This window comes from Pseudonocardia benzenivorans CB1190 (assembly GCF_000196675.2).
Lineage (GTDB): Bacteria > Actinomycetota > Actinomycetes > Mycobacteriales > Pseudonocardiaceae > Pseudonocardia > Pseudonocardia benzenivorans.
Window position 1 is genome coordinate 4,372,636 of the sequence record NC_015312.1, and the last position, 20,821, is coordinate 4,393,456.

A 20,821-nucleotide genomic window follows, 5' to 3' on the forward strand; every position below is an offset into this window, starting at 1 on the left:
GGCACGCACGCGGAGTGTTACGTTCGGACGCGTGGGGGCGGCGCGGACAGGACCGGACGTCGAGGCCGGGCGGTGACCGCCCCGGACGCCGGGACCGCGTCGCCGACCGTCTCCGGACGCGCGCCGCTGGGGGTGCCGTGGTGGACCACGGCCGCCATCGTGCTCGTCGCGCTGAACCTGCGCCCGGCCATCGTCGGTGTCGGGCCGCTGCTCTCGGAGATTCGCGCCGACCAGGCGCTCTCGGCCACCGCGGGCGGGGTGCTGACCGCGCTGCCGGTGCTGTGCTTCGGCCTGCTCGCGCCCGTCGCACCGCGGATGTCGCGGCTGATCGGCATCGAACGGTCGCTGCTCGCGGTGCTGGGCGTCATCACCGTGGGCTGCGTGGTCCGGCTCGTCCCGGCGGTGTGGGCGCTCTATCTCGGGACGGCGCTGATCGGTGCCGCGATCGCGTCGGGCAATGTGCTGCTGCCCGCCCTGATCAAGCGTGACTTCGCACACCGCACCGGGATGATGACCGCGGTCTACTCGGCGGCGATCTCGCTGGGCGGCGCGCTGGGTGCGGCGGTCACCGTGCCGCTGGCCGACGCGGCCGGGCTCGGCTGGCGGCTCGGGCTGGGCGTCTGGGTGATCTGGGGCGTGCTGGGCATCCTGTGCTGGCTGCCGCAGCTGCGCCGGGTGGCGCGGCCGGCGGTGCGCGCCCCGCGGGTGCGCGGTCTGGGCCGGCAGGCGCTGGCGTGGCAGGTCACGGTGTTCATGGGCCTGCAGTCGCTGGGCTTCTACGCCGCCTCGGCGTGGTTCGCGGAGATCTTCGTCGAACGCGGCTGGTCGCCCGCCGCGGCGGGAGCACTGGTCTCGACGGTGAGCCTCACCGGCATCATCGGCAGCCTCGGGACGCCCGTCCTCGCCGCGCGCACCCGCGACCAGCGCGGGCTCTCACTCGTCGTGACCGCGATCGGCGTCGCCGGGGTGGGGGCGACGTTGGTCCCCGGCCTGGAGGTCGTCGCCTCGGTCGTCGCGGGGATCAGCTACGGCGCGGCGCTCGGGCTCGCGCTGACCTACGTCGGGGTGCGCAGCCCCGACGCGGCGCACGCGGCCCAGCTCTCCGGCATGTCGCAGTGCGTCGGCTACGTGCTCGCCGCGGCCGGCCCGTTCGCCGTCGGCGCGCTGCACGACCTCACCCACGGGTGGACCGTCTCGCTCGTCGCACTGCTCGCGCTCTACGTCCCGCAGGGCATCGCCGGGTTCCTCGCCGGGCGCGATCGGGTACTCCGCATCGCACCGCCGGACGCCACCGCCGGCTGACGTCGCCTGCGCCCGCGGCGACCGTTCGGCGACGGCGAAACGCGGGTCCGGCCATCGCGGTGGGCGCGGTCCGCACCGGTACCTTCACCCCTGCGACGGGCCCGGTGCGACGGCCCGTCCGGCGCGGCGATCTTCCGGAGTCCCCACATGTCAGTCGAGCAGTCCCCCGAGCACGAGCCGAGCGAGATCACCTACGCCGAGCACTACCATCCGGCGCGCCCACGCAGCCTCCGCCATCGCGCCCGGGTGAAGAGCCCGGTCCCCCGCCGCTCGGTCACCCAGGACGGCGAGCCCACCGGCACCAACCCGGCGTACGTGTCGTGGCTGCTGTCGCAGTCGATGCTGGCCGACGCCAACGAGATCGCCCGCCAGTTCTCCGGTTCCGGGACGATGTGGCAGAACCCCTTCGCCAACCCGGGACCGCGGCAGGCCGTCGAGACGGCATCGGTGTGGTTCACCGCCTACCCGCTGTCGCTGATCACCCGGCCCGACGAGTCGTTCCTCGCGGCACTGGCCGACGAGGACCTCTGGAAGGCGTTCTCCGACATCGGGATCGAGGGCGTGCACACCGGCCCGGTGAAGCGCGCGGGCGGCATCACCGGCTGGCGGACCACCCCGAGCGTCGACGGCCACTTCGACCGGATGAGCACCGAGATCGACCCCGCCTTCGGCACCGAGGCCGAGTTCCGGGCCATGTGCGGCATGGCGACCTGGCACGGCGGCACGATCATCGACGACATCGTCCCCGGTCACACCGGCAAGGGCGCCGATTTCCGGCTCGCCGAGATGAAGTACGGCGACTACCCCGGCATCTACCACATGGTGGAGATCGAGCCCGAGGACTGGAACCTGCTTCCCGAGGTGCCCCCCGGCCGCGACTCGGTCAACCTCGACGCGGCCACCGAGGAACGGCTCGAGAAGTCGGGCTACATCATCGGCAGGCTGCAGCGGGTGATCTTCTTCGCCGAGGGCGTCAAGGAGACGAACTGGAGTGCGACGGCCCCGGTCGTCGGGGTCGACGGCGTTCAGCGGCGCTGGGTCTACCTGCACTACTTCAAGGACGGCCAGCCGTCGGTCAACTGGCTCGACCCGTCCTTCGCCGGCATGCGGCTGGTGATCGGCGACGCCCTCCACTCGCTGGCCGACCTCGGCTCCGGCGCGCTCCGCCTCGATGCCAACGGCTTCCTCGGCGTCGAGAAGTCGACGGAGGGGCTCCCCGCCTGGTCGGAGGGGCATCCGCTGTCGCAGGCGGCGAACCACCTGATCGGCAGCATGGTCCGCAAGCTGGGCGGTTTCACCTTCCAGGAGCTCAACCTCACGATCGACGACATCAAGCAGACGTCGGAGGCCGGGGCGGACCTGTCCTACGACTTCGTCAACCGGCCCGCCTACCACCACGCGCTGGCCACCGGGGACAGCGAGTTCCTGCGGCTGACGCTGCGCACGTCGCTCGACCTGGGCGTCGACCCGGCCGCGCTGGTGCACGCGCTGCAGAACCACGACGAGCTGACCTACGAGCTGCTGCACTGGTCCACGGGCCACCGCGACGACCTCTACCCGTTCCGCGGCGCGCCGACGCCGGGCGAGGAGATCGCCGAGGCCGTCCGCGCCGACCTCGTGGCCGCCCTGACCGGGCCCGAGCACCCGTACAACCTGATCTTCACGACGAACGGCATCGCCTGCACCACCACGTCGGCGATCGCGGCCATCCTGGGCGTGCCCCGGCTCGACGGCATCGACGACGCCGTGCGCGCCCGGATCATGCGCGCGCACCTGCTGCTCGCCATGTTCAACGCGCTCCAGCCCGGCGTCTTCGCGCTGTCGGGCTGGGATCTGTGCGGCATCCTGACGCTGCCGCCGTCGGAGGTCACGGCGCTGCTCGACCACGGCGACACCCGGTGGATCAACCGCGGCGCGCACGACCTGATGGGCGCCGACCCGGGTGCGACGCGCAGCCTCGCGGGGATGCCGCGCGGCCGCAGCCTCTACGGCACGCTGCCCGAGCAGCTCGCCGACGAGACGAGCTTCGCCCGTCAGCTGCAGGCGATCCTCGCGGTCCGCCGCCGCTACGGCATCGCGACGAGCGAGCAGATCGACGTCCCCGACGTCTCGCACCGCGGCACCCTCGTGCTGGTCCACCGGCTCGCCGAGGCCGGGACGCTGCACGTCGGCGTCCTGAACTTCGCCAACGAGGACGTCACCGCGACCGTCCGCTCGGAGCACCTGCTGCCGGGTTCGGTCGTCACCGACATGTTCACCGACCGCGAGGTCGGCGTCGTCGACGACCTGCTCGGGTTCACCATCGACCTCGAGCCGCACCAGGGACACTCGCTGCTGGTCACGGCCCCGCCGCCGGAGGAGGTGCGGCCATGACGGTCCCCGACGACATCGCGGCGGTGAACCGCCGTGTCATCGAGCAGTTCCGCGCGGGCGGCGAGATCGAGGGGATGCACCGCGAGGCGCTGCTCCTGCTGACGACGACCGGGCGCCGCTCGGGCCGCAGCCACACCTCGCCGATGATGTTCCACCGCGACGGCGAGCGGCTGCTGGTCGTCGCCTCGAACATCGGGGCGCCGCGCCATCCCGACTGGTACGCCAACCTCGTGGCCGACCCGGAGGTCACCGTCGAGGTCGGTGACGAGACCTACGACGCCCTCGCGACCCCGCTGACCGGCGACGACCGCGCCGCGACATGGGCGATGCTCAAGCAGACCTACCCGTTCTTCGCCGACCACGAGGGCCGGACGACGCGCGAGATCCCGGTCGTCGCACTGACCCGCAGGTCGTAGTGCGCCGCCGCATCCGCTGACGGTCGACGCGCGCACGACCCGGCACGCCGTGCGTGGCGCCCCCGGCGCGCGATCGGGTCGCGGTCAGATCCGCGTGGTGCGGGTGACCGCGACCAGCTCGCTGGTGTGGCTGCCCGCGACCGCGACGTCGGGCGGGCGCGGGGTGAAGCCCGGGAGCCCGGCGAGCCCGTCGCTGCCGTCCAGCACGTCGAGGTCGACCGGTCCCGGCGCGGCCAGCTCCAGCCGCAGTTCCAGGCCCTCGGGCGGCGGCGCGTGGAAGATCAGGTCGAGCGACCCGTCCCGCACCCCGACGGGGGCGCCCGCCACCGTCGCGGCCCGCACGGCCGGCCCGTTCGCGGTGCGGAGCGCGATCAGCCGGACCGGCCGCTGGGGGACGACCCGCACGGTGACCGTCCGCCCCGCGTCGCCGGCGACGTCCGACACGACGTCCACCCTCGCGGCGGGCAGGTCCGCCGTCGGCGCGGCGCCGGTCCAGAACAGGCCCGACATGCCGAGCAGCTGCGGGACCAGCTCGCGCCGGTCGACGTAGCGGGCCGTCCAGGTGCCCGGCCGCGTCTGCTCGCTGACCCACCGCGCCTGCCCGGTGTCGGCGTCGAGGGAGTACATGAGCTGCGACGGGACGGGGTGCTGGGCGTCGGGCCGGTCGGCGACGAGCCCGGCGGCCCCGAGCGCCACCACGACGACGAACGCGGCCGGGCCCTGCCAGCCGGCCCGCCGGCCCAGCAGCGGGTCGAGCAGCGGCAGCAGTGTCGGCGTGGCCAGCACCAGCACGAACGCCGGCACCGCGGCGACCGGCATGCCGAGCGCCGGGAAGAACAGCACCGCCGTCGGGACCAGGACGACGACGCCGACGCATGCCGCCACCGTCGCCGCCGCCACCCCGACGCCGGTGCGCCCCACCGCGACCGCGACGAGCACGCACACCGCCCCGACGAGCGCCGGCAACGTCGCGAGGTACGAGCCGCCGGGCGCGAGCGAGGCCAGCGCGATGCCCAGCGCCGCGAGCCAGGCCAGCCCGCCGACCGTCAGCGCCGTCGCCCCGACCGCCTTGCGCAGCAGCGCGAACCAGGTCAGCACGACGGCCGCGACGAGCACGACGACCGCCCAGCGGTACCACGTCGGATTCCAGACGTCGCCGCTGACGTCGGCGTAGTCCGGGCGGAGCGCCACCAGCAGCAGCCACCCGCCCTGCGCGAGCAACGGCGCGACCAGCAGCGGCACGACGGCCGCGACCAGGCCGACGAGCAGCCGCGGGACGCTCGCCGCCCGGCGCAGTCGCGCGACGACGGCCAGCGCGAGCACCGCGACGGCCGCCAGGACCGCGAGCGGCCACACCGCCGATCCGGGGTAACGCACCAGCCGGTCGAGCACCGGGAAGTACGTCGCGTCCTGCGCCGCGGGCGTGGACAGTTCGCGCAGGTCCTGCCCGCCGAACGCCCGCGCGAGCGCGACGGTGTCGTCGAGGTGGGCCTGCAGGCTCCCCCGGTCCATCCGTGACGGGGTGTCCTGCGGCGAGTGGTAGGCCGCGACCCCGTCGATGTAGGCGGAGTTGAGACCGGTGAAGCGGCCGGAGTCGCGGAAGGGACTGAAGTCGGTGTCGTTGGGCAGGATGCGGTAGACCTCGACGGCGAAGCTCGTCGTGACCGGATGCGGCACCGCGTCGGCGTAGACGTCGAGGAGCCGCGCGTTGCCGCGGGTGGTCTCGAACATGATCGCCGGGCCACCTGTCCCCCGGGCCTCCACGTTGAGCACCACTCCACCTTGCGCCGCAACGGGATCGGAGGCGACGAACGCCTCCGCCCCGCACAGGCAGGCCTCCTCGGCGTCGGTGAACAGCAGCACGACGTCGTTGCGCAGCGGGGTCGTGCGCAGCACGCGCGCCGACTCCAGCAGCGTCGACACCCCGGCGCCGTCGTCGTTGGCGCCCGGACCGACCTGCACCGAGTCGTAGTGCGCGACGAGCAGGACCCGGCCGCGCCCGGCCTGCGGTGCCGTGCCGGGAAGCGTCGCCACGACGTTGCGCACCCGCGCCGCCTGCACCGGGTCGCCGGGGTGCACGCCGACGGCGTCCTGCACGCGCGCGTCGATCCCGAGTCCGCGCAGCGTGTCCAGGATGTAGGTGCGCACCCCGTCGGCGGCCGCCGAGCCCGCGACGTGGGTCTGCGCGCCGATGCGCTCGACGTGCGCGAACGCCGCGGCGGCCGACGGCTCGCCGGCGGGGACGTCGGTGCGCGGCGACGGCGGCGACACCGACAGCACGGCCACGACGGTGACGACGAGGACGATCAGCCACGCGGCGGCGACCGCCACCGGCCGGGGCGGCGGGGTGATCGTCGGCGACCGCACGCGTGCAGTCTGCCCGACCCGCGCGCAGCGCCCGGCCCGGACACGCTCGCGCTCAGGAGGCCGCGACCCCGGCGATGCGGAACGTCTCGGCCGGCATCGGCCGGCGCAGCCGCCAGGTGATCGCGATCGGCCGCTCGCCGCGGTGGCTCTCGATGTCGACCTGGCCGAGGCACAGGAAGGGCGCGCCCGGCCCGAGGTCGTCGGAGGGCGCGTCGCGGGTGAACAGCACGACGCGGGTGGCCCGCTCCCGGTGGTGGACGTAGCGCTGCCCGGTGTCCGAGCGCAGCGACGTGGCGTTCTGCGACTCCCAGTGGAAGACCTCCGGGCTGACGGCGAAGTCGCGGTACATCGTGCTCGGCGAGAAGTCGCGCTCCGTCTTGCGGAGGTTGACCAGCAGCGCGTCCGTGGCGTGCTCCGGCGCCCACACCACACCCGTCGCGTGCCCGGATGCCTTGCGGGCCGTGCCCGCCCAGTCGAGCGCCGCCAGGATCTCCTCGCGCCGGTAGTGCGCGTGGCTCGCCAGCGGGATGTGCGTGAGGCCCTCGCCCAGTGAGCGGGGAAGGTGGCGCGCGGTGTCGAGCGTGTACGCGACGAGTTCCGCGATCTCCGCGCACACCGCCGGATGCCGGCGCAGGTGCGCGAGGCCCTGGTCGTAGCCGGTGAACCCGTTGCGGTTGGGCCAGAGCTGGAAGAACAGCATCCGGGCGAGCCGCTGCTCCCGCTCGGTCAGCTCGTGGTAGCCGGGCCCTGACGGGTCGGCCAGCGCGGTGTAGACCTGCGCGCGTTCGGGATCGTCGACGTGGCTGAGCGTGGCCATCCTGCGGAGCAGGGCGTCCTCGTCCGGGCCCGGGGGCAGGGTCGGCAGGCCCGCGTCGCGGCGCAGCGCGGTCCAGGAACCCTTGTCCCGGTACACGTCGGCCGGTTCGCGGTCGGCGGCACGCAGGTAGCCCGCGAGCGCCAGATCGCCGTGCGAGCGGATGTCGGCGACCAGGTCCCGACGGCGCAACCGCAGCCTGCGGCGGACGTTGTCGAGCACGATCTGCTGCGCGACGCGGTCGAGGACGAGCGCCGAACCGGACGGCAGGAACGGGAAGGACTGCTCGATGTCCTCGGCCAGGCCACGACGGCTGCTGCCGGTCAGCGCGCGGTAGCGGACGTCGAAGCGGAACTCCCGGCGCTGCTGACCGATGAAGTCCAGTGCGGTGAGCACGGCCTTGCCGGGGGCTCGCCGCAGCCCACGGCCCAGCTGCTGCAGGAAGACGGTCGCGCTCTGCGTCGGGCGCAGCATGAGGATCGTGTCGACCTCCGGCAGGTCGAGGCCCTCGTTGAAGAGGTCGACGGTGAACAGGCAGTTCACCTCGCGGGCCGCCAGCCGGCGCAGGGCCCGCGCCCGGTCGGCGGCCGGGGTGCGGCCGCTCACGGCGAGGCTCGCGATCCCGGCCCTGGTGAACACCTCGGCCATGTACTCGGCGTGCTCGACCGAGACGCAGAAGCCCAGTGCCCGCATGGCCTGCACGTCGGTGACCTTGTCGCGGGTCTCGCGGACGACCTTCGCCGCGCGGGCGTCGTTGCCGGTGTAGAGGGCGTCGAGCGCGGCCGCGTCGTATCCGCCGCGCTTCCACTCCACACCGCTGAGGTCGACGTCGTCGGCGATGCCGAAGTAGTGGAACGGGACCAGCAGGTCGTCGGCGAGCGCGTCCCACAGGCGCAGCTCGGCGGCGCAGCGGCCGCCGAACTGGTCGCGGACGTCGGCGCCGTCGGCGCGCTCGGGCGTCGCCGTCAGGCCCAGCAGCTCCCGCGGGGTCAGGTGCGCGAGCAGCCGCCGGTAACCGGCGGCCTCGGCGTGGTGGAACTCGTCGACGACGACCACGTCGAAGTGGTCCGGCGGGATGCGCTCGACGCCGTAGGCCCCGAGCGCCTGCACGCTCGCGAAGACGTGGTTCCACCGCTCGGGACGCTCGCCGCCGACGTAGTGCTCACCGAAGGCCCCATCGGCCAGCACCGCCCGGTAGGTGCGGCGGGACTGGTCGAGGATCTCCTTGCGGTGCGCGACGAACAGCAGCCGGGCCCTGGGCAGCGTGCGCCGCAGCCGGGCGTAGTCCAGCGCCGCGACGACCGTCTTGCCGGTCCCGGTGGCCGCGACCACGAGGTTGCGGTGCCGGCCGTGGACCTCCCGCTCGGTGTCGAGCGCCTCCAGGATCTGGGACTGGTGCGGCAGCGGGCGCACCTCGAGGCCCGTGGGCGTCCGGTCGGCCGACGGTGTCCGCGCGCGCCCGAGTGCGTCGGCGAGGCGCGCGGCGTCGTCGGCGTTGTCCGGGTCGTAGGGGACGAACGCCGGGTCGGCCCAGTAGGTGTCGAACGTGCTGGTGAACTTCCGGATCAGGTCCGGTGTCGCGACGGCGGAGAGCCGGACGTTCCACTCCAGCCCGTCGACGAGGGCCGACCGCGACAGGTTGCTGCTGCCGACGAAGGCGGTGTCGAAGCCGGTCCCGCGGCGGAAGAGCCAGGCCTTCGCGTGCAGCCGGGTGGTCGCCGACGCGTAGTTGATCCGCACGGTGGCACCGAACCGACGGACGAGCTCGTCGACGGCGCGCTGCTCGGTCGCGCCCATGTAGGTCGTGGTGATGACCCTCAGCGCGACGCCGCGGTCCCGGAGCACGCCGAGCTCGTCGTGCAGCAGCCGCAGCCCCGGCCACCGGATGAAGGCGCACAGCAGGTCGACCGCGTCGGCCGAGGTCAGTTCCGAGCGCAGCTCGGCCGACAGCGACGGTTCGCCGGGGGTGTTCGTCATCAACGCCGCCGCCGACAGCGACGTCCTGGGCCGTACCAGGCGGTGCACGCCCGGGGCGATCTCGCGGCTCAGGACGACGAGCTGCTCGATCCTCCCGTCCAGGTCCTCGCCTGCTGCGGCGATGCGCGTCAGCACCTCGTTGGTCAGGGCGATCCGCCGCTCCGGGTCGGTCTCGGACTCCAGCACCCTCCGGAACGCGACGGCGACGTGGCGGGCGAGCACGTGCGGCTGGTCGGCCTCCTCGACGTCGGCGAAGTGCGGGACGAGGTGGGGGTGGCCGGCGAGCGTGGCATCGAGACCGGATGTGCGCAGCCGCTCGTAGACGCCCTCGGGCAGCGGTTCGGTCACGAACGACGATCCTGACGGGTCACTGTCGCCCCTCCGCTGGTCCGGACGCCCGCGTCACAGTAGCGCGTGACGATCTTCGTCCGGCCCCAGCCGCCACCCGTTCGAGGTCACCCGACGGTGCCAGTTCCCGGTCCGGCGTCACTCCTGGTCAGGAGGAGGTGGCACGCATCCGGCGACGTGCTCGCGCCGCGCGGAGGTTGGCGACGTTGCCGCAGCTGCGGACGTCGTGCCAGGCACCGCTGTTGTTGGGCGAGCGGTCGTAGAAGGTGCCGGGGCAGGCCTCGTTGCGGCAGGTCTTGACCCGGCGCCAGGTGTCGAGCTCCCGGGCCCGGTGGAGCTCCAGCAGCACCGCCCCGGCGACCAGCTCCCAGCCGCGGCCCACCGGCTCGAGCAGCAGCGCGCCGTCCGCGCCGCGGGCCGAGCGCACCGAGAGCCCGAGCAGGGCGTCCGGAACGGGGGCACCCGGCGCGCGCACGGCGACGACGAGCTGGTCGCGCAGGGTGCGGAGCTGCTCGACGTCGGCCCTCGTGAGCCGCGCCCGGCGCCGCGCCTGCCCGGCCGCGAGCGCCCAGGCCTCGAGCGCCTCGTCGGCCCACGCCTGGGCCTGCGCCACGGTGGAGAGGAGGTCCGGCGAGGGCGGTCGGCGCGCCGAACGGGTGTTGAGCAGATCCTGGATCAGCGCCAGCCCGCCAGGGGCGACGACGAGCTCGAAGCGTTCGGTAGCCGGCCAGCCCACATCTGCACTGTAGCCGTGTCGGACACAGGCAGCAGCCCGTCGGGTGCGTCACGGGGGCATGACCGGGCGGCCGCTGCGGCGCGACCCGCCCCAGCCCGTTACGGCGCTCACCTCGCGTAGACATAGGCAAAGTCGTTGTGATTATGTCGTCGAGGCGAGCGCCGGCCGGCCCGGCGCGGCCGGACACATCGTCCGGCCCCGCGCCCACGACGAGGAGGGTGTACCGCGATGGCTGCAGGGACGGGCGGGACCGGGGGCGACACGGTCGCCGCCGGCTGGTCGAAGGCGTTCGAGGACAGGACGAAGGCCGCCTTCGGCGGCACCTTCGCGAGCGACGTCGTGCTCGAGGCCGCCACGCTCCACGAGCCCGTCGTCGGGCTGGAGGCGGTCCGGTCGGTCATGGCCGCGGCGAGCGGAATCTACGGCGAGCTGGTCTTCACCGACCCCGTCACCTCGGCCGCGAGGACGTTCCTGGAGTGGCGCGCCACGGCGGCCGACAGCGGGACGGAGTACCGGGGCGTCACCGTGCTCACCGCGAACGCCGACGGCGCGATCGAGCACATCGCCATCCACCACCGCCCGCTCGGCAGCGCCCTGCAGTTCTCCGCCGAGCTGGGCCGCCGCCTCGACGGCGTCGTCCCGGCGAAGCACTTCTTCCAGGAAGCCTGAGCTCTTCCCGGACCCCGAGCCGCCCGGCCCGGGCCCGACCGAACCTCCGCGAAGGAGCGATTCCGTGTCCCGCGACCTGCAGTGGGCCGTCCACGTGACCCCGGGGCGGCCGTACGTGACGTCCGACCTGCCGCCGGACCTGACCGAACGCGAGTGGTCGCCGATCTCCTCGACGTTGCTCCACGGCGAGCGCGAGGCGCTGCTGGTCGACGTCCCACTGACGGCCGCCCAGGCGACCGCCCTCGCCGACTGGGTCGAGACGTTCGACCGCACGCTCACGACGGTCTACGTCACGCACGCGCACGGCGACCACTGGTTCGGCCTGTCGACGCTGCTCGGACGCTTCCCGGGGGCCCGCGCCGTCGCCACCCCGACCGTCGTGGCGGCGATCGGACGGCAGCACACCCCGGACTTCGTCGAGAGCTTCTGGGAGGCGCGCTTCCCGGGCGCGATCCCCGACACCCTCGTCGTGCCCGAGGCCCTCCCGGCGCCGGAACTCGCCCTCGAGGGACACGAGATCCGCATCGTCGACCTCGGCCACACCGACACCGACGACACGACGGCGCTGCACGTGCCCGCGCTCGACCTCGTCGTCGCGGGCGACGCCGCCTACAACGACGTGCACCTCTACCTCGCCGAGTCGCCCGCCCCGCAACGCGCGCAATGGCGTGCGGCACTGGAGAAGATCGCCGCACTCGACCCGAGGACGGTCGTCGCGGGCCACAAGCGGCCGACGCGCGACGACCCGGCGTCGATCGTCGCCGAGACGGTGCAGTACCTCGAGGACTTCGAGGAGGCGCTGCAGCGGGCGGACTCGGCGGAGCGGCTCTACCGGCTGATGCTCGACGCACACGGTGGCCGGGTGAACCGCGGCGCGCTGTGGGGCTCGGCCCGCGCGGCCCTCGGCTGAGCACCCGGACCCGTCCGCGGCGACCCGATCCCGCAGACACATCCCCGACACCGTAAGGACCACCGATGCGTTCAGGTCTCACATGGGACGTGCTGGTCACGACGCGCGAGTCCCTGACGCGCGACGCGCCGTTCCTCCCCGAGGGCCTCGGCTGGGTGACCAACACCTCGACGTTGATCAGCGGCGAGCGCGACGCGGTGCTCGTCGACACGTTCGTCACCCGGGAGCAGAACGCCGAGCTGGTCGAGTGGGTCAAGAGCAAGAACGTCAACCTGACGACCATCTACGTCACGCACGGCCACGGCGACCACTTCTTCGGGGTCACGGACCTGCTCGACGCGTTCCCCGGGGCCCGTGCCGTCGCGACGCCCGGGTCGGTCGAGAAGGCGCGCGAGCACGCGTCGCGCCCGGTGCTCGAGAGCTTCTGGAACGTGCGCTTCCCCGGCGCGATCCGCCAGGACCAGGTCGTGCCCGAGGCGCTCGACGGCGACACTATCGACCTGGAGGGCCACGCCCTGCAGATCCTCGACGCCGGTTTCACCGACACCGCCGCCACGACCGCGCTGTGGGTGCCCGACGCGGCGCTGCTCGTCGCCGGTGACGTCGTCTACAACGACACACACATCTTCCTGGCCGAGACCGACGCCGGGACCCGCGCGTCGTGGCGTGCCACCCTGGGCAGGCTTGCCGAGCTGGGGGCCGTCACGGCCGTGGCCGGGCACAAGCACCTCGACTCCGCCGACGACGCGAGCCACATCCGGGCGACGCTGACCTACCTGGAGGACTTCGAGGCGCTCGCCGCCGAGGCCGCGGACGCGGAGGGCCTGTACCGCGCGATCGTCGAGCGCAACCCGCACCGGGCCAACCCCGGGTCGGCGTGGGCGGCCTCGAAGCGGGTGTTCGGGCTCGACTGAGTGCTTTCACGACCGAGCGCTGTCACGACCGGGCGCTGTCACGACCGAGCGCCGTCACAGGTGTGCCCCCGCCGCCCAGAGGTCGAGGACGCGGGGGTCGCCGCGCACGTCGAGCCCGGTGTAGGGACGCCGGTTCCACAGCAACAGCAGGAGCGCACCGGGGTGCCCGGTGACCTCGACGTCGACTCCGGCCGGGGCGGTGCCGCGGCCGAACGTGAGCTCGTCGGGGCCGATCCGGGCCCACCAGCGCAGCCCGGTCGCGGCACACGTCACGCCGAGACCGACCGGGTCCGGGGACCGCAGCGTCCGCCCGTAGCGGCGGGCGAACCCGCAGACGATCTCGTCGATCCCGTCGACGGCGACGGCGCGGTCGATCTCCTCGCCGCCCGCCGGCGTGCTCCGGCCCGCGTTCGCCACGTCGACGCCGTGGACCAGCGTCTCGTGCAGCATGCGCCGCGCCCAGAACTCCCGCGCCGGCGCCGCGACCTCCCACGTCGTCCAGCAGTCGAGGTCGGCGGGCGCGGCCCGCAGGACCGCCAGCAGCCCATCGCGCGCCGCGCGCAGCCGCCGCGCGAGGTCGGGGGTGTCGGCCGGGTCGAGCATCGCGGCGAACTCGGCGGCGGGCGGACGCTGCGCCCTGGCCTCGCTCACGATCACCGCGACCCACCGGTAGACCTGCGCCAGGTGGGCCGCGAGGTCGCGCAGCAGCCAGCCCTCGCAGAACGGGACCGGGTCGTCCGGGTCGCGCTCCGCGAGCACGTCGAGCAGGGCCGCACCGGCGGCGTCGAACCGCTCGAGGTACTCGTCCGCGCCGGGCGCGGCCGCGTAGACGTCGTCCGCAGGGCCGGTGGTCGCGGGTCGGTTCATCGCGTCGGGTTCCTCGCTCGGACTCGGGTGCCGGGGCGCCGGCCGGCCGCGGCCGCAGGGCGGACCGGTCGGTCGGTCCGAGCATCGCACGGTGGTCGGGCCCGCACAGTGCCCGCCGTGCACCGTCGTCGGCCCGCCGGGGTGCGGGACGGCTACGGTCGTGCCACCCGAACCCTGACGGAGCCCTGATGACCGCATCGAACGGCCCGGCGTCGAACGGCCCGGTCTACGCCCTCAACCTCTTCGACGTCGCCGACCGCGACGAGTACCTCGCCTACTCGCGACGGTCCGCGCAGGAGGTCCGGGCGCACGGCGGCAGGGTCGTCGCGCTCGGCCGGTTCCGCCGCGCGGTGACCGGTGACGTCACCCCGCGCACCGCCATGATCGTCGTCGAGTGGGAGTCCGAGGCGGCGTTCGACGGCTACCGCGACGACCCGGCACTCGCCGACCTGCATCCCCACCGCGAGAACGGGGCGTCGGCCTACGTGTGGCACCTGTTCGACCGGCTCGACGACCTGCGTCCGCTGCTGCGCGGCGAGGACGGCTGACCGACCCGGCCCTCGCAGGCAGCCACCCGCCGGCGCGGACCAGCCGCGGGAGGCCGCGGCGCACGGCCTGATCGTCGGGGCGGCCGCCATGCTGCTCGGTGCGGTGCGGTGGTGAACTCGTGCACCGCCGCCATGGCCGGCTCGACAACCGGCTTCGGCGCGAGTACTGCCCGCACTGTGCCTACCGGCCCGCGACCGGGCCGACGACCGGCGCGTTCCCGGCCCGGCGGCTGGGTTGCGCTCGACGAGTTCGTCCCCGACGCCCCGGCGATGACGGGCGCTGACATGTCGAGCGGGCCCGGGTCGGCTCCCGGTGGCGCGACACCGGCGGCGTCGCCTTCGACGTCGCGTTCCCGCCGACCAGCCCGCAGCAAGCCGTTCGTCGAGGACGACGTTGCGGCGGAGAGGACCGCCCGGTCGACAGCTGAGCGCTTCGACCCCGCTACGAAGTGGCTCTATATGCGAACCAGATAGTCCAGTTGAGCTGACTAGCCATCTGTCGGTCACGCGGCGGCCGCGATCACTTGAGTGAGGGCTCCGACCCAACCTGGACGAGTAGCCGGCCTGGCCGAACGTAGAGGTAGCGGCCCTGTGGTGCCACACGGTACGCACGAGGAAGCGGCGGGGCGTCGGCATCGACGACGGCGTGACGTGGTGGACCGCCGACCGGCGGACACGGCAACCCCGGTAGGTGCACGCACGGCACAGCAACGGACCGCTAGTATTTTTAGGTCTTACTAGTCCAGTCACGTTCGATGATCGACCAAGGAGTTGGAATGAGCCTGAACGATGCTGTTCTTACTGGACCGCAGGGTGGGCGGACGGTCACGTCCGCCAACGGCTCGACGGCCGAGCTGAAGGTCGAGGGCGACCAGACCGGCGGGCAGTGGTCGGTGGTCGAGTGGAACGTGCGAGCGGGCGACGAAGGCCCGATCCACACCCACACGCGCGAGGACGAGACCGTCTACGTCCTCGAGGGTGCGATCACGGCGTTCGTCGGTGATCAGAAGATCGAGGTCGAAGCGGGTTCCTACGGGGCACTGCCGAAGGGCGTGCCGCACGGGGTCAAGGTGCGCGGTGAGTCGGCACGGCTCTTGCTGACGCTCGTTCCGGCCGGCGCCGAGTACTTCCTCGTCCCACGCGATGACAGCGACGGCGACCCTGCGAAGTTCGGGCTCCAGCTCGACTCGGACGCTCCGCGGAGCTAGTTCTCCGACGTGAGTGCCGGGGCCCGTGGCCTGCCGGCGGACCGGCCTCTCTCCGACGCCTGCGCTCGACGGTGTCGGGCCGGTACTCCTCGGGCTCGGCACGAGCTGCCGAGGTCGACCTCCGTCGTGCGACCGACCGGCGGTCGACCGGACGCGCAGTCCGGAAACGCCCCACCTCCCGGGGTGGGGCGTTTGCGCCCTCCGCACCACCGAGCGTCCCGACCCTGCCGCCCGCGGCCGCAGCCGCTCGACGCCCCACGGAGACACCCCCGGCCGACGACGCCTACCGCGGCGACCGTCGGGTGGGCGAGACCGTCGCGCTCGCCCGACGCGGGCGGCGCCCCGGGCGTCGCCGGGGGCTACCGTCGTCGACGTGCCGATCCTGGACGTCGACGGGCTGCCCACCTACTTCGAGAGCACGGGCGACGGTCCGGCACTGGTGCTGCTGCACGGAGGGATCGTCGCGTCGGACTCCTGGGGGCCGTGGCCGGAGCTGCTCGCGGCTGGCGGCTACACGGTGCTCACGCCGGACCGGCGCGGCCACGGCGGCACCCCCGACGTCCCGGGACCGATCACCTACGGCGCGATGGCCGACGACACCATCGCGTTCCTGCGCGCGGCCGTGGGCGGGCCCGCGCACCTGGTCGGCTGGAGCGACGGCGCGGTCGTCGCGGCGCTGGTGTCGATGCGCGCCCCCGAGCTGGTGGCCCGGCAGGTGCTCATCGGGCAGTACTACTCCCCCGACGGCATCGCCCGCCCCGAGTTCCTCGCGACGCTCGAGGCCATGCGCGCGGACCCGCCGGACTTCCTGCGCAGCACCCATCCCTCGCCCGACGGGCCCGACCACTTCCCCGTCGTCGTCGGGAAGCTGCTCGACATGTTCGCCCGGGAACCGGACATCGACCTGCGGCGCTTCGCGGGCGTCACCGCGCCGACGCTGGTCCTCCAGGGCGACCGCGACGAGGTGACCGTCGCGCACGGGAAGGCCGTGGCCGACACGCTGCCCGCCGGGCGGTTCGCGATCCTGCCCGGCACCCACTCGCTCCCGCTCGAGGCACCCGAGCTCGTGGCGGCGCTCGTCCTGGGGTTCCTCGCGGGCACGCTCGACCACGGGCTGTGGGAGACCGGCCCCCAGGAATAGGCCCCCAGGAATAGGCCCCCAGGAATATGCCCTGGCGTCGGCCCCGGCCGCAGGGGCAATCAGCCGTGGCAGTTCCACCCCGCCTCGCAGCCCGCGACGAAGTGCGCGGCGATCGACGACCACGCTCCGCCGGTCCGCTCCCGCCGCGGCGCGCCCGCCGCCCCGAGCCGTTCCCACCCGGTCTGCTCGATGTGCACCCTGGTCCGGCCGGCCGTGGCGACGAACCGGACGTCGACCTCGGTGGCCTCCTCGCGGTCGAAGAACAGGTGCCACAGCAGCCGCAGGTGCTCCGGCGGCTCCCACACCAGCACCTCGCCCCATGTGTGCTCGGTGCCGTCCGGGGCGGTCTCGACGACCCGCCCGCCCACGCGCGGCTCGACGGTGATCGACGCGGGGTCGCCGGAGATCGTGTGCGACGGCGGCCACCACGTCGCGATCCGGCTGGTCCACACCTCGAAGGCATGCGACGGCGGAGCCGCGACGTGGAACTCGACGACGAGCGGTTCGGAGGTGGTGGTCACGGCGCGTCCCTCCCGGTGTCGGGCTGGATGTTCTCGACGACCGGCCGGATCCGGTCGGCCGCGTGGCCCCACACCGTACGGAAGTTTCCGCGGATCGCGGCCACCTCGGCGGCGCGAATCCCGCTGGACACGCCGTTCCGGGCACCGCGGAGCCGCGCCGCCCGGCGTGTCGGCGGCTGTTCACGATCCTGGGGCGTGCCCTACCCTTCGCTTCGGGATTCACCCCACAGGTGTAGGGACCTCTCGATCGCCTCCGCGGGCCCGCCCGCGCACGATCGTCACCAGGAGATCAGAACGGACGCCGGGCGGCCCGCGGCGTCGACGAGAGGACGAGCACGGATGAACGCCACCCCCCACCCACCCCGAGCCGACGCGGCCGTCGGAGAGGCGAAGGCGATCATCGAGCTGTGCATCCAGGGGTCGGAGGCCAACGACCGCGACGACCTCATCCGCAAGCTCACGACCGCGCGCACGGCACTGTCCCGTCATCCCGGCCCCGCGACGGTCCGTGACGCCGCCGCCGAGTGCATCCGCGCGCTCGAGTCGCTCAAGATCGACCTGCGCACCCGGCGCACCGAGCTGTCCGACCCCGGCCGCACCGCCCGGCTGCGCGCCGAGCTCGACCGCGCCCGCACCCACTTCGAGGACTTCCAGACCCGCTCGCGCGAGTGGCCGCAGCTGCTCGGCGAGGGCTTCTCGGCGCTCAGCTCGGACGCGGAGTTCGCGCTGCGCACGCGTGCCCGCACCGTCATCGCCGAGGGCGAGGAGTCGATCGAGTCGAGCGACCCGAAGAAGACCTCGGAGACGTTCGACGGCTGGCTGCGCCACCGGCTCGCCGTCGAGGCCGACGACGTCTACTCGCTGCTCCTCGAGCGCAGCCGCAAGATCGCCGCCCAGCTGGGCGAGCAGCTCGGCGCTCCCGCGGAGCGCGTCGACTCGCTGCCGGTCACCCCTCCCGACCGCCTCGTGGGCGAGCTCAAGGCGCGGAAGTCCGAGAGCGGCGGCAACCCGCCCGCCCCCGCGCGGATGCTCGCGATCATGATGCCGACCTACGGCGGCGTCATGATGGCCATCGTCCTGTCCCGGTTCATCGGCCTCACCCTGCCGGGCTGGGTCATCGGCGTCTGCGCCGGCGTCGGCGCCGTCGCGCTCGGCGGCGCGGCCCTCTCCGGGGAGCGCAAGCGTCAGCTCGACCGCCGCCGCGGCGACGCGAAGTCGATGTTGCGCGGGATGATGGACGAGTACCAGATGGCGATGAGCAAGCAGATCCGCGACGCCACCCGGCTCCTGCAGAGCGACCTCCGCCGCGCCGCGACGAACGCGGTGAACACGAGGGCCGCGGAGTTCACCGACCGGCTCGACGCCGCCCGCGAGGCCGCCGACACGGCACGGAACGCCTCGTCGGACCTCTCCGACATCTCCGACGACCTGGAGTCCGTGGCCGAGCTGCAGGCCAGGGCGCGACGGCTGCTCGACGGCCCGCCCGAGGGCCGGGAGCGGATCCTCAACGCCGTCTCCTGACGGCCGCCCGCGCCGGGCTCAGCCGTCCGGCGCCGGAACGGTCACCGGGGCAGGCACGGGTCGGCCGAACAGCAGCGCGACGACGTCGCTCACCGCATGCACGCCGTCGGCCAGCGACCCCGCCGGGTCGACCTGGTAGGTCACCGCCACGACGTAGCGCTCCCCCGGCCCCGCGAACCCGACGGTGTCGGCCACCCAGTGCCGTCCGTAGGGGTCGGACTCGAACGACCAGCCGTCCTTGTTGCCCGGGTGCTGGTCGGGGCCCGCGGCCCAGACCCCCCACCGCTGGTTCGCCGCGACGCCGCGCAGCGCCGCGACCAGGTAGGCCCGGTCGGCGGGGGCGGCCTGCGCGAGCACCCAGCGCCCGAGGGCGAGCAGGTCGTCGGTGGTGCAGGTGACGAAGCCCCAGTAGGTCGACGCCGTGAACCCGGGGACGAAGCGCAGCCCGGTCATCCCGAACGTGGAGCGGAACCGGGCGAGCATCGCGTCGTTCCCGAAGCGCTTCCACAGCCGGTCCGACGCCGCCTCGTCGGAGAAGTTCAGCATCGTGTCCATGTCGTGCCGGTCGGCCGCGGTGAGCGTGACCGCCCCCGCGCGGGCCCGGGTCAGGAGGTCGGCCGCGATGGCGAGCTTGATCGTCGACGCCGTCCAGCCCTCGTGGGTGGTCGCGCCGTCGCGCCACACCGCGCCGGTGGTCCGGTCGAGCATCTCGACACCGAGGTAGCCGTGCGCGCCGACGGTGCGGGACACGTAGGCGGCCGCCGCGTCGAAACGTTCCTGCTGTGCACAACCCCACGCACCGCAGCCGGCAGCGGTCGCCGCCGCCGTGCCCGACGGACCGGGTGCGACGGTCGGCGGCGGCGGCGCGCTCGCCGTCGCGGCGGTGGTCGCGGACGGCGGTGGGTCCTGCGGGGCGGGGCTCGCGCACCCGGCCGCGACCGCGACCGCGCAAGCCAGGGCGAGCGCGGCGAGGACGGGACGTGCGGCCGGGGAACGGATGCCGCCACGCTACGACGGCCGGCACCCCGGCGGAGCGCCGGGTCCGTGCCGGGCCGTCCGGCGCCCCGCGCCAGGTCACACGACATCCGGCGCGCACGCGGTGGTCGTGGCGGCCCGACCGGAGAAGGCTCGGGGCGACCCGCCACACGGCACCGTCACACGAGAGGAACCCGATGCGGTACGTGAAACTGGGCTCGACCGGGCTCGACGTCTCGCCGGTCTGCGTGGGATGCATGAGCTTCGGTGTCCCCGACCGCGGCAACCACGCCTGGAGCCTCGACTACGACGCCGCACGTCCGTTGATCAAGGCAGCGCTCGAGGCCGGCGTGAACTTCTTCGACACGGCGAACGTCTACTCCGCCGGCACCAGCGAGGAGATCGTCGGCCGGGTGCTCGGGGAGCTGGCCGACCGCGACGAGATCGTGCTGGCCACGAAGGTCCACGGGCGCATGCGCCCGGGGCCCAACGGCGCCGGGCTGTCCCGCAAGGCGATCCTCACCGAGATCGACCACAGCCTGCGCCGGCTGGGCACCGACTACGTCGACTTGTACCAGATCCACCGCTTCGACCCGACCGTCCCGATGGAGGAGACGCTCGAGGCGCTGCACGACGTCGTGCGCGCCGGGAAGGCCCTGCACATCGGGGCCTCGTCGATGTGGGCGTGGCAGTTCGCGAAGTCGCTCCACCTCGCCGACACCCACGGCTGGACCCGGTTCTCGACGATGCAGAACCACTACAACCTGCTCTACCGCGAGGAGGAGCGGGAGATGCTGCCGCTCTGTGTCGAGGAGGGCATCGGCGTCATCCCGTGGAGCCCGCTCGCCCGGGGCCGCCTCGCGCGTCCGTGGGACACCGAGAGCGCCCGCAGCCGCACCGACGAGTTCGGCCGCAGCCTCTACAAGGACGAGGACCGCGAGATCGTCGAGCGCGTCTCCGAGGTGGCGCAGGCCCGCGGCATCTCGATGGCCCAGGTCGGGCTGGCCTGGATGCTCGGCAAGCCCGGCATCGCCGCCCCGATCGTGGGAGCGACGAAGCTCGAGCACCTGCAGGACGCGATCGCCGCCGTCGACATCACCCTCGACGACGCCGAGGTCGAGCGCCTCGAGCAGCCCTACGTCCCGCACCCGGTGGCCGGCTTCCGCTGACCGCAGGCCCCGGCCCGTGAGTGAGGCGAGGACGGCGCCGCAGGC

At 73.8% G+C, this 20,821-nt stretch carries 18 protein-coding genes; 11 read left to right on the forward strand and 7 right to left on the reverse strand.

The window, feature by feature from the left end; translation table 11 throughout:
- Positions 1-72: 72 nt before the first annotated feature.
- The 3 genes from PSED_RS20425 (at position 73) to PSED_RS20435 (ending at position 4,091) form a co-directional block, all read left to right on the forward strand.
- Positions 73-1,302, forward strand: a complete 1,230-nt coding sequence (locus PSED_RS20425; RefSeq protein WP_013676141.1) for a CynX/NimT family MFS transporter — start codon at positions 73-75, stop codon at positions 1,300-1,302.
- A 147-nt stretch (positions 1,303-1,449) separates the two neighbouring features.
- The gene (treS, locus tag PSED_RS20430; protein ID WP_013676142.1) at positions 1,450-3,675 is read left to right on the forward strand and encodes a maltose alpha-D-glucosyltransferase; all 2,226 of its coding nucleotides are present in this window, start codon (positions 1,450-1,452) and stop codon (positions 3,673-3,675) included.
- Entirely contained in the window at positions 3,672-4,091 is a 420-nt protein-coding gene (locus tag PSED_RS20435) for a nitroreductase family deazaflavin-dependent oxidoreductase (protein ID WP_013676143.1), read from the forward strand. Before treS ends, PSED_RS20435 begins: the two co-directional genes overlap by 4 nt.
- Positions 4,092-4,175: 84 nt before the next feature.
- Here PSED_RS20435 and PSED_RS20440 read toward each other — a convergent pair whose 3' ends face one another.
- From PSED_RS20440 to PSED_RS20450, 3 genes are all read right to left on the reverse strand, one after another.
- Positions 4,176-6,458, reverse strand: a complete 2,283-nt coding sequence (locus tag PSED_RS20440) for a M28 family peptidase (RefSeq protein ID WP_041759909.1) — start codon at positions 6,456-6,458, stop codon at positions 4,176-4,178.
- Between the two features lie 52 nt (positions 6,459-6,510).
- Entirely contained in the window at positions 6,511-9,597 is a 3,087-nt protein-coding gene (locus tag PSED_RS20445; protein ID WP_013676145.1) for a DEAD/DEAH box helicase, read from the reverse strand.
- A gap of 148 nt (positions 9,598-9,745) precedes the next feature.
- Positions 9,746-10,333 carry a CGNR zinc finger domain-containing protein gene (locus PSED_RS20450; protein ID WP_013676146.1) on the reverse strand — a complete coding sequence of 196 codons (588 nt, stop codon included), beginning with the start codon at positions 10,331-10,333 and terminating at the stop codon, positions 9,746-9,748.
- 228 nt (positions 10,334-10,561) lie between these two features.
- On the opposite strand from PSED_RS20450, the gene PSED_RS20455 reads away from it, so the two are divergent.
- The 3 genes from PSED_RS20455 (at position 10,562) to PSED_RS20465 (ending at position 12,826) form a co-directional block, all read left to right on the forward strand.
- Entirely contained in the window at positions 10,562-11,002 is a 441-nt protein-coding gene (locus PSED_RS20455; protein ID WP_013676147.1) for a nuclear transport factor 2 family protein, read from the forward strand.
- 64 nt (positions 11,003-11,066) lie between these two features.
- Positions 11,067-11,912: an MBL fold metallo-hydrolase gene (locus PSED_RS20460; protein WP_013676148.1), complete on the forward strand. Its 846-nt coding sequence runs from the start codon at positions 11,067-11,069 to the stop codon at positions 11,910-11,912.
- A 65-nt stretch (positions 11,913-11,977) separates the two neighbouring features.
- Complete coding sequence (locus PSED_RS20465) at positions 11,978-12,826, forward strand: MBL fold metallo-hydrolase (RefSeq protein ID WP_013676149.1); 849 nt, start codon at positions 11,978-11,980, stop codon at positions 12,824-12,826.
- Between the two features lie 54 nt (positions 12,827-12,880).
- On the opposite strand, the gene PSED_RS20470 is transcribed toward PSED_RS20465, so the two are convergent.
- Complete coding sequence (locus tag PSED_RS20470) at positions 12,881-13,693, reverse strand: maleylpyruvate isomerase family mycothiol-dependent enzyme (RefSeq protein ID WP_013676150.1); 813 nt, start codon at positions 13,691-13,693, stop codon at positions 12,881-12,883.
- 188 nt (positions 13,694-13,881) lie between these two features.
- Between PSED_RS20470 and PSED_RS20475 the strand changes: the two genes are divergently transcribed.
- The 3 genes from PSED_RS20475 (at position 13,882) to PSED_RS20485 (ending at position 16,590) form a co-directional block, all read left to right on the forward strand.
- The gene (locus PSED_RS20475) at positions 13,882-14,241 is read left to right on the forward strand and encodes a DUF1330 domain-containing protein (RefSeq protein WP_013676151.1); all 360 of its coding nucleotides are present in this window, start codon (positions 13,882-13,884) and stop codon (positions 14,239-14,241) included.
- A gap of 776 nt (positions 14,242-15,017) precedes the next feature.
- The gene (locus PSED_RS20480; protein WP_013676152.1) at positions 15,018-15,449 is read left to right on the forward strand and encodes a cupin domain-containing protein; all 432 of its coding nucleotides are present in this window, start codon (positions 15,018-15,020) and stop codon (positions 15,447-15,449) included.
- A 373-nt stretch (positions 15,450-15,822) separates the two neighbouring features.
- Positions 15,823-16,590 carry an alpha/beta fold hydrolase gene (locus PSED_RS20485; protein WP_013676153.1) on the forward strand — a complete coding sequence of 256 codons (768 nt, stop codon included), beginning with the start codon at positions 15,823-15,825 and terminating at the stop codon, positions 16,588-16,590.
- 59 nt (positions 16,591-16,649) lie between these two features.
- Here PSED_RS20485 and PSED_RS20490 read toward each other — a convergent pair whose 3' ends face one another.
- Both PSED_RS20490 and PSED_RS35355 read right to left on the reverse strand, forming a co-directional pair.
- Positions 16,650-17,111: an SRPBCC domain-containing protein gene (locus PSED_RS20490; protein ID WP_013676154.1), complete on the reverse strand. Its 462-nt coding sequence runs from the start codon at positions 17,109-17,111 to the stop codon at positions 16,650-16,652.
- The gene (locus tag PSED_RS35355) at positions 17,108-17,242 is read right to left on the reverse strand and encodes a hypothetical protein (RefSeq protein WP_013676155.1); all 135 of its coding nucleotides are present in this window, start codon (positions 17,240-17,242) and stop codon (positions 17,108-17,110) included. Before PSED_RS35355 ends, PSED_RS20490 begins: the two co-directional genes overlap by 4 nt.
- Before the next feature lie 208 nt (positions 17,243-17,450).
- Here PSED_RS35355 and PSED_RS20495 point away from each other — a divergent pair, with 208 nt between their 5' ends.
- Positions 17,451-18,632 carry a hypothetical protein gene (locus PSED_RS20495; protein WP_013676156.1) on the forward strand — a complete coding sequence of 394 codons (1,182 nt, stop codon included), beginning with the start codon at positions 17,451-17,453 and terminating at the stop codon, positions 18,630-18,632.
- 18 nt (positions 18,633-18,650) lie between these two features.
- Here PSED_RS20495 and PSED_RS20500 read toward each other — a convergent pair whose 3' ends face one another.
- Positions 18,651-19,382, reverse strand: coding sequence for a serine hydrolase (locus PSED_RS20500; RefSeq protein WP_013676157.1), 732 nt, complete (start codon positions 19,380-19,382; stop codon positions 18,651-18,653).
- Between the two features lie 422 nt (positions 19,383-19,804).
- On the opposite strand from PSED_RS20500, the gene PSED_RS20505 reads away from it, so the two are divergent.
- Positions 19,805-20,776, forward strand: a complete 972-nt coding sequence (locus tag PSED_RS20505; RefSeq protein WP_013676158.1) for an aldo/keto reductase — start codon at positions 19,805-19,807, stop codon at positions 20,774-20,776.
- Positions 20,777-20,821: the final 45 nt, after the last annotated feature.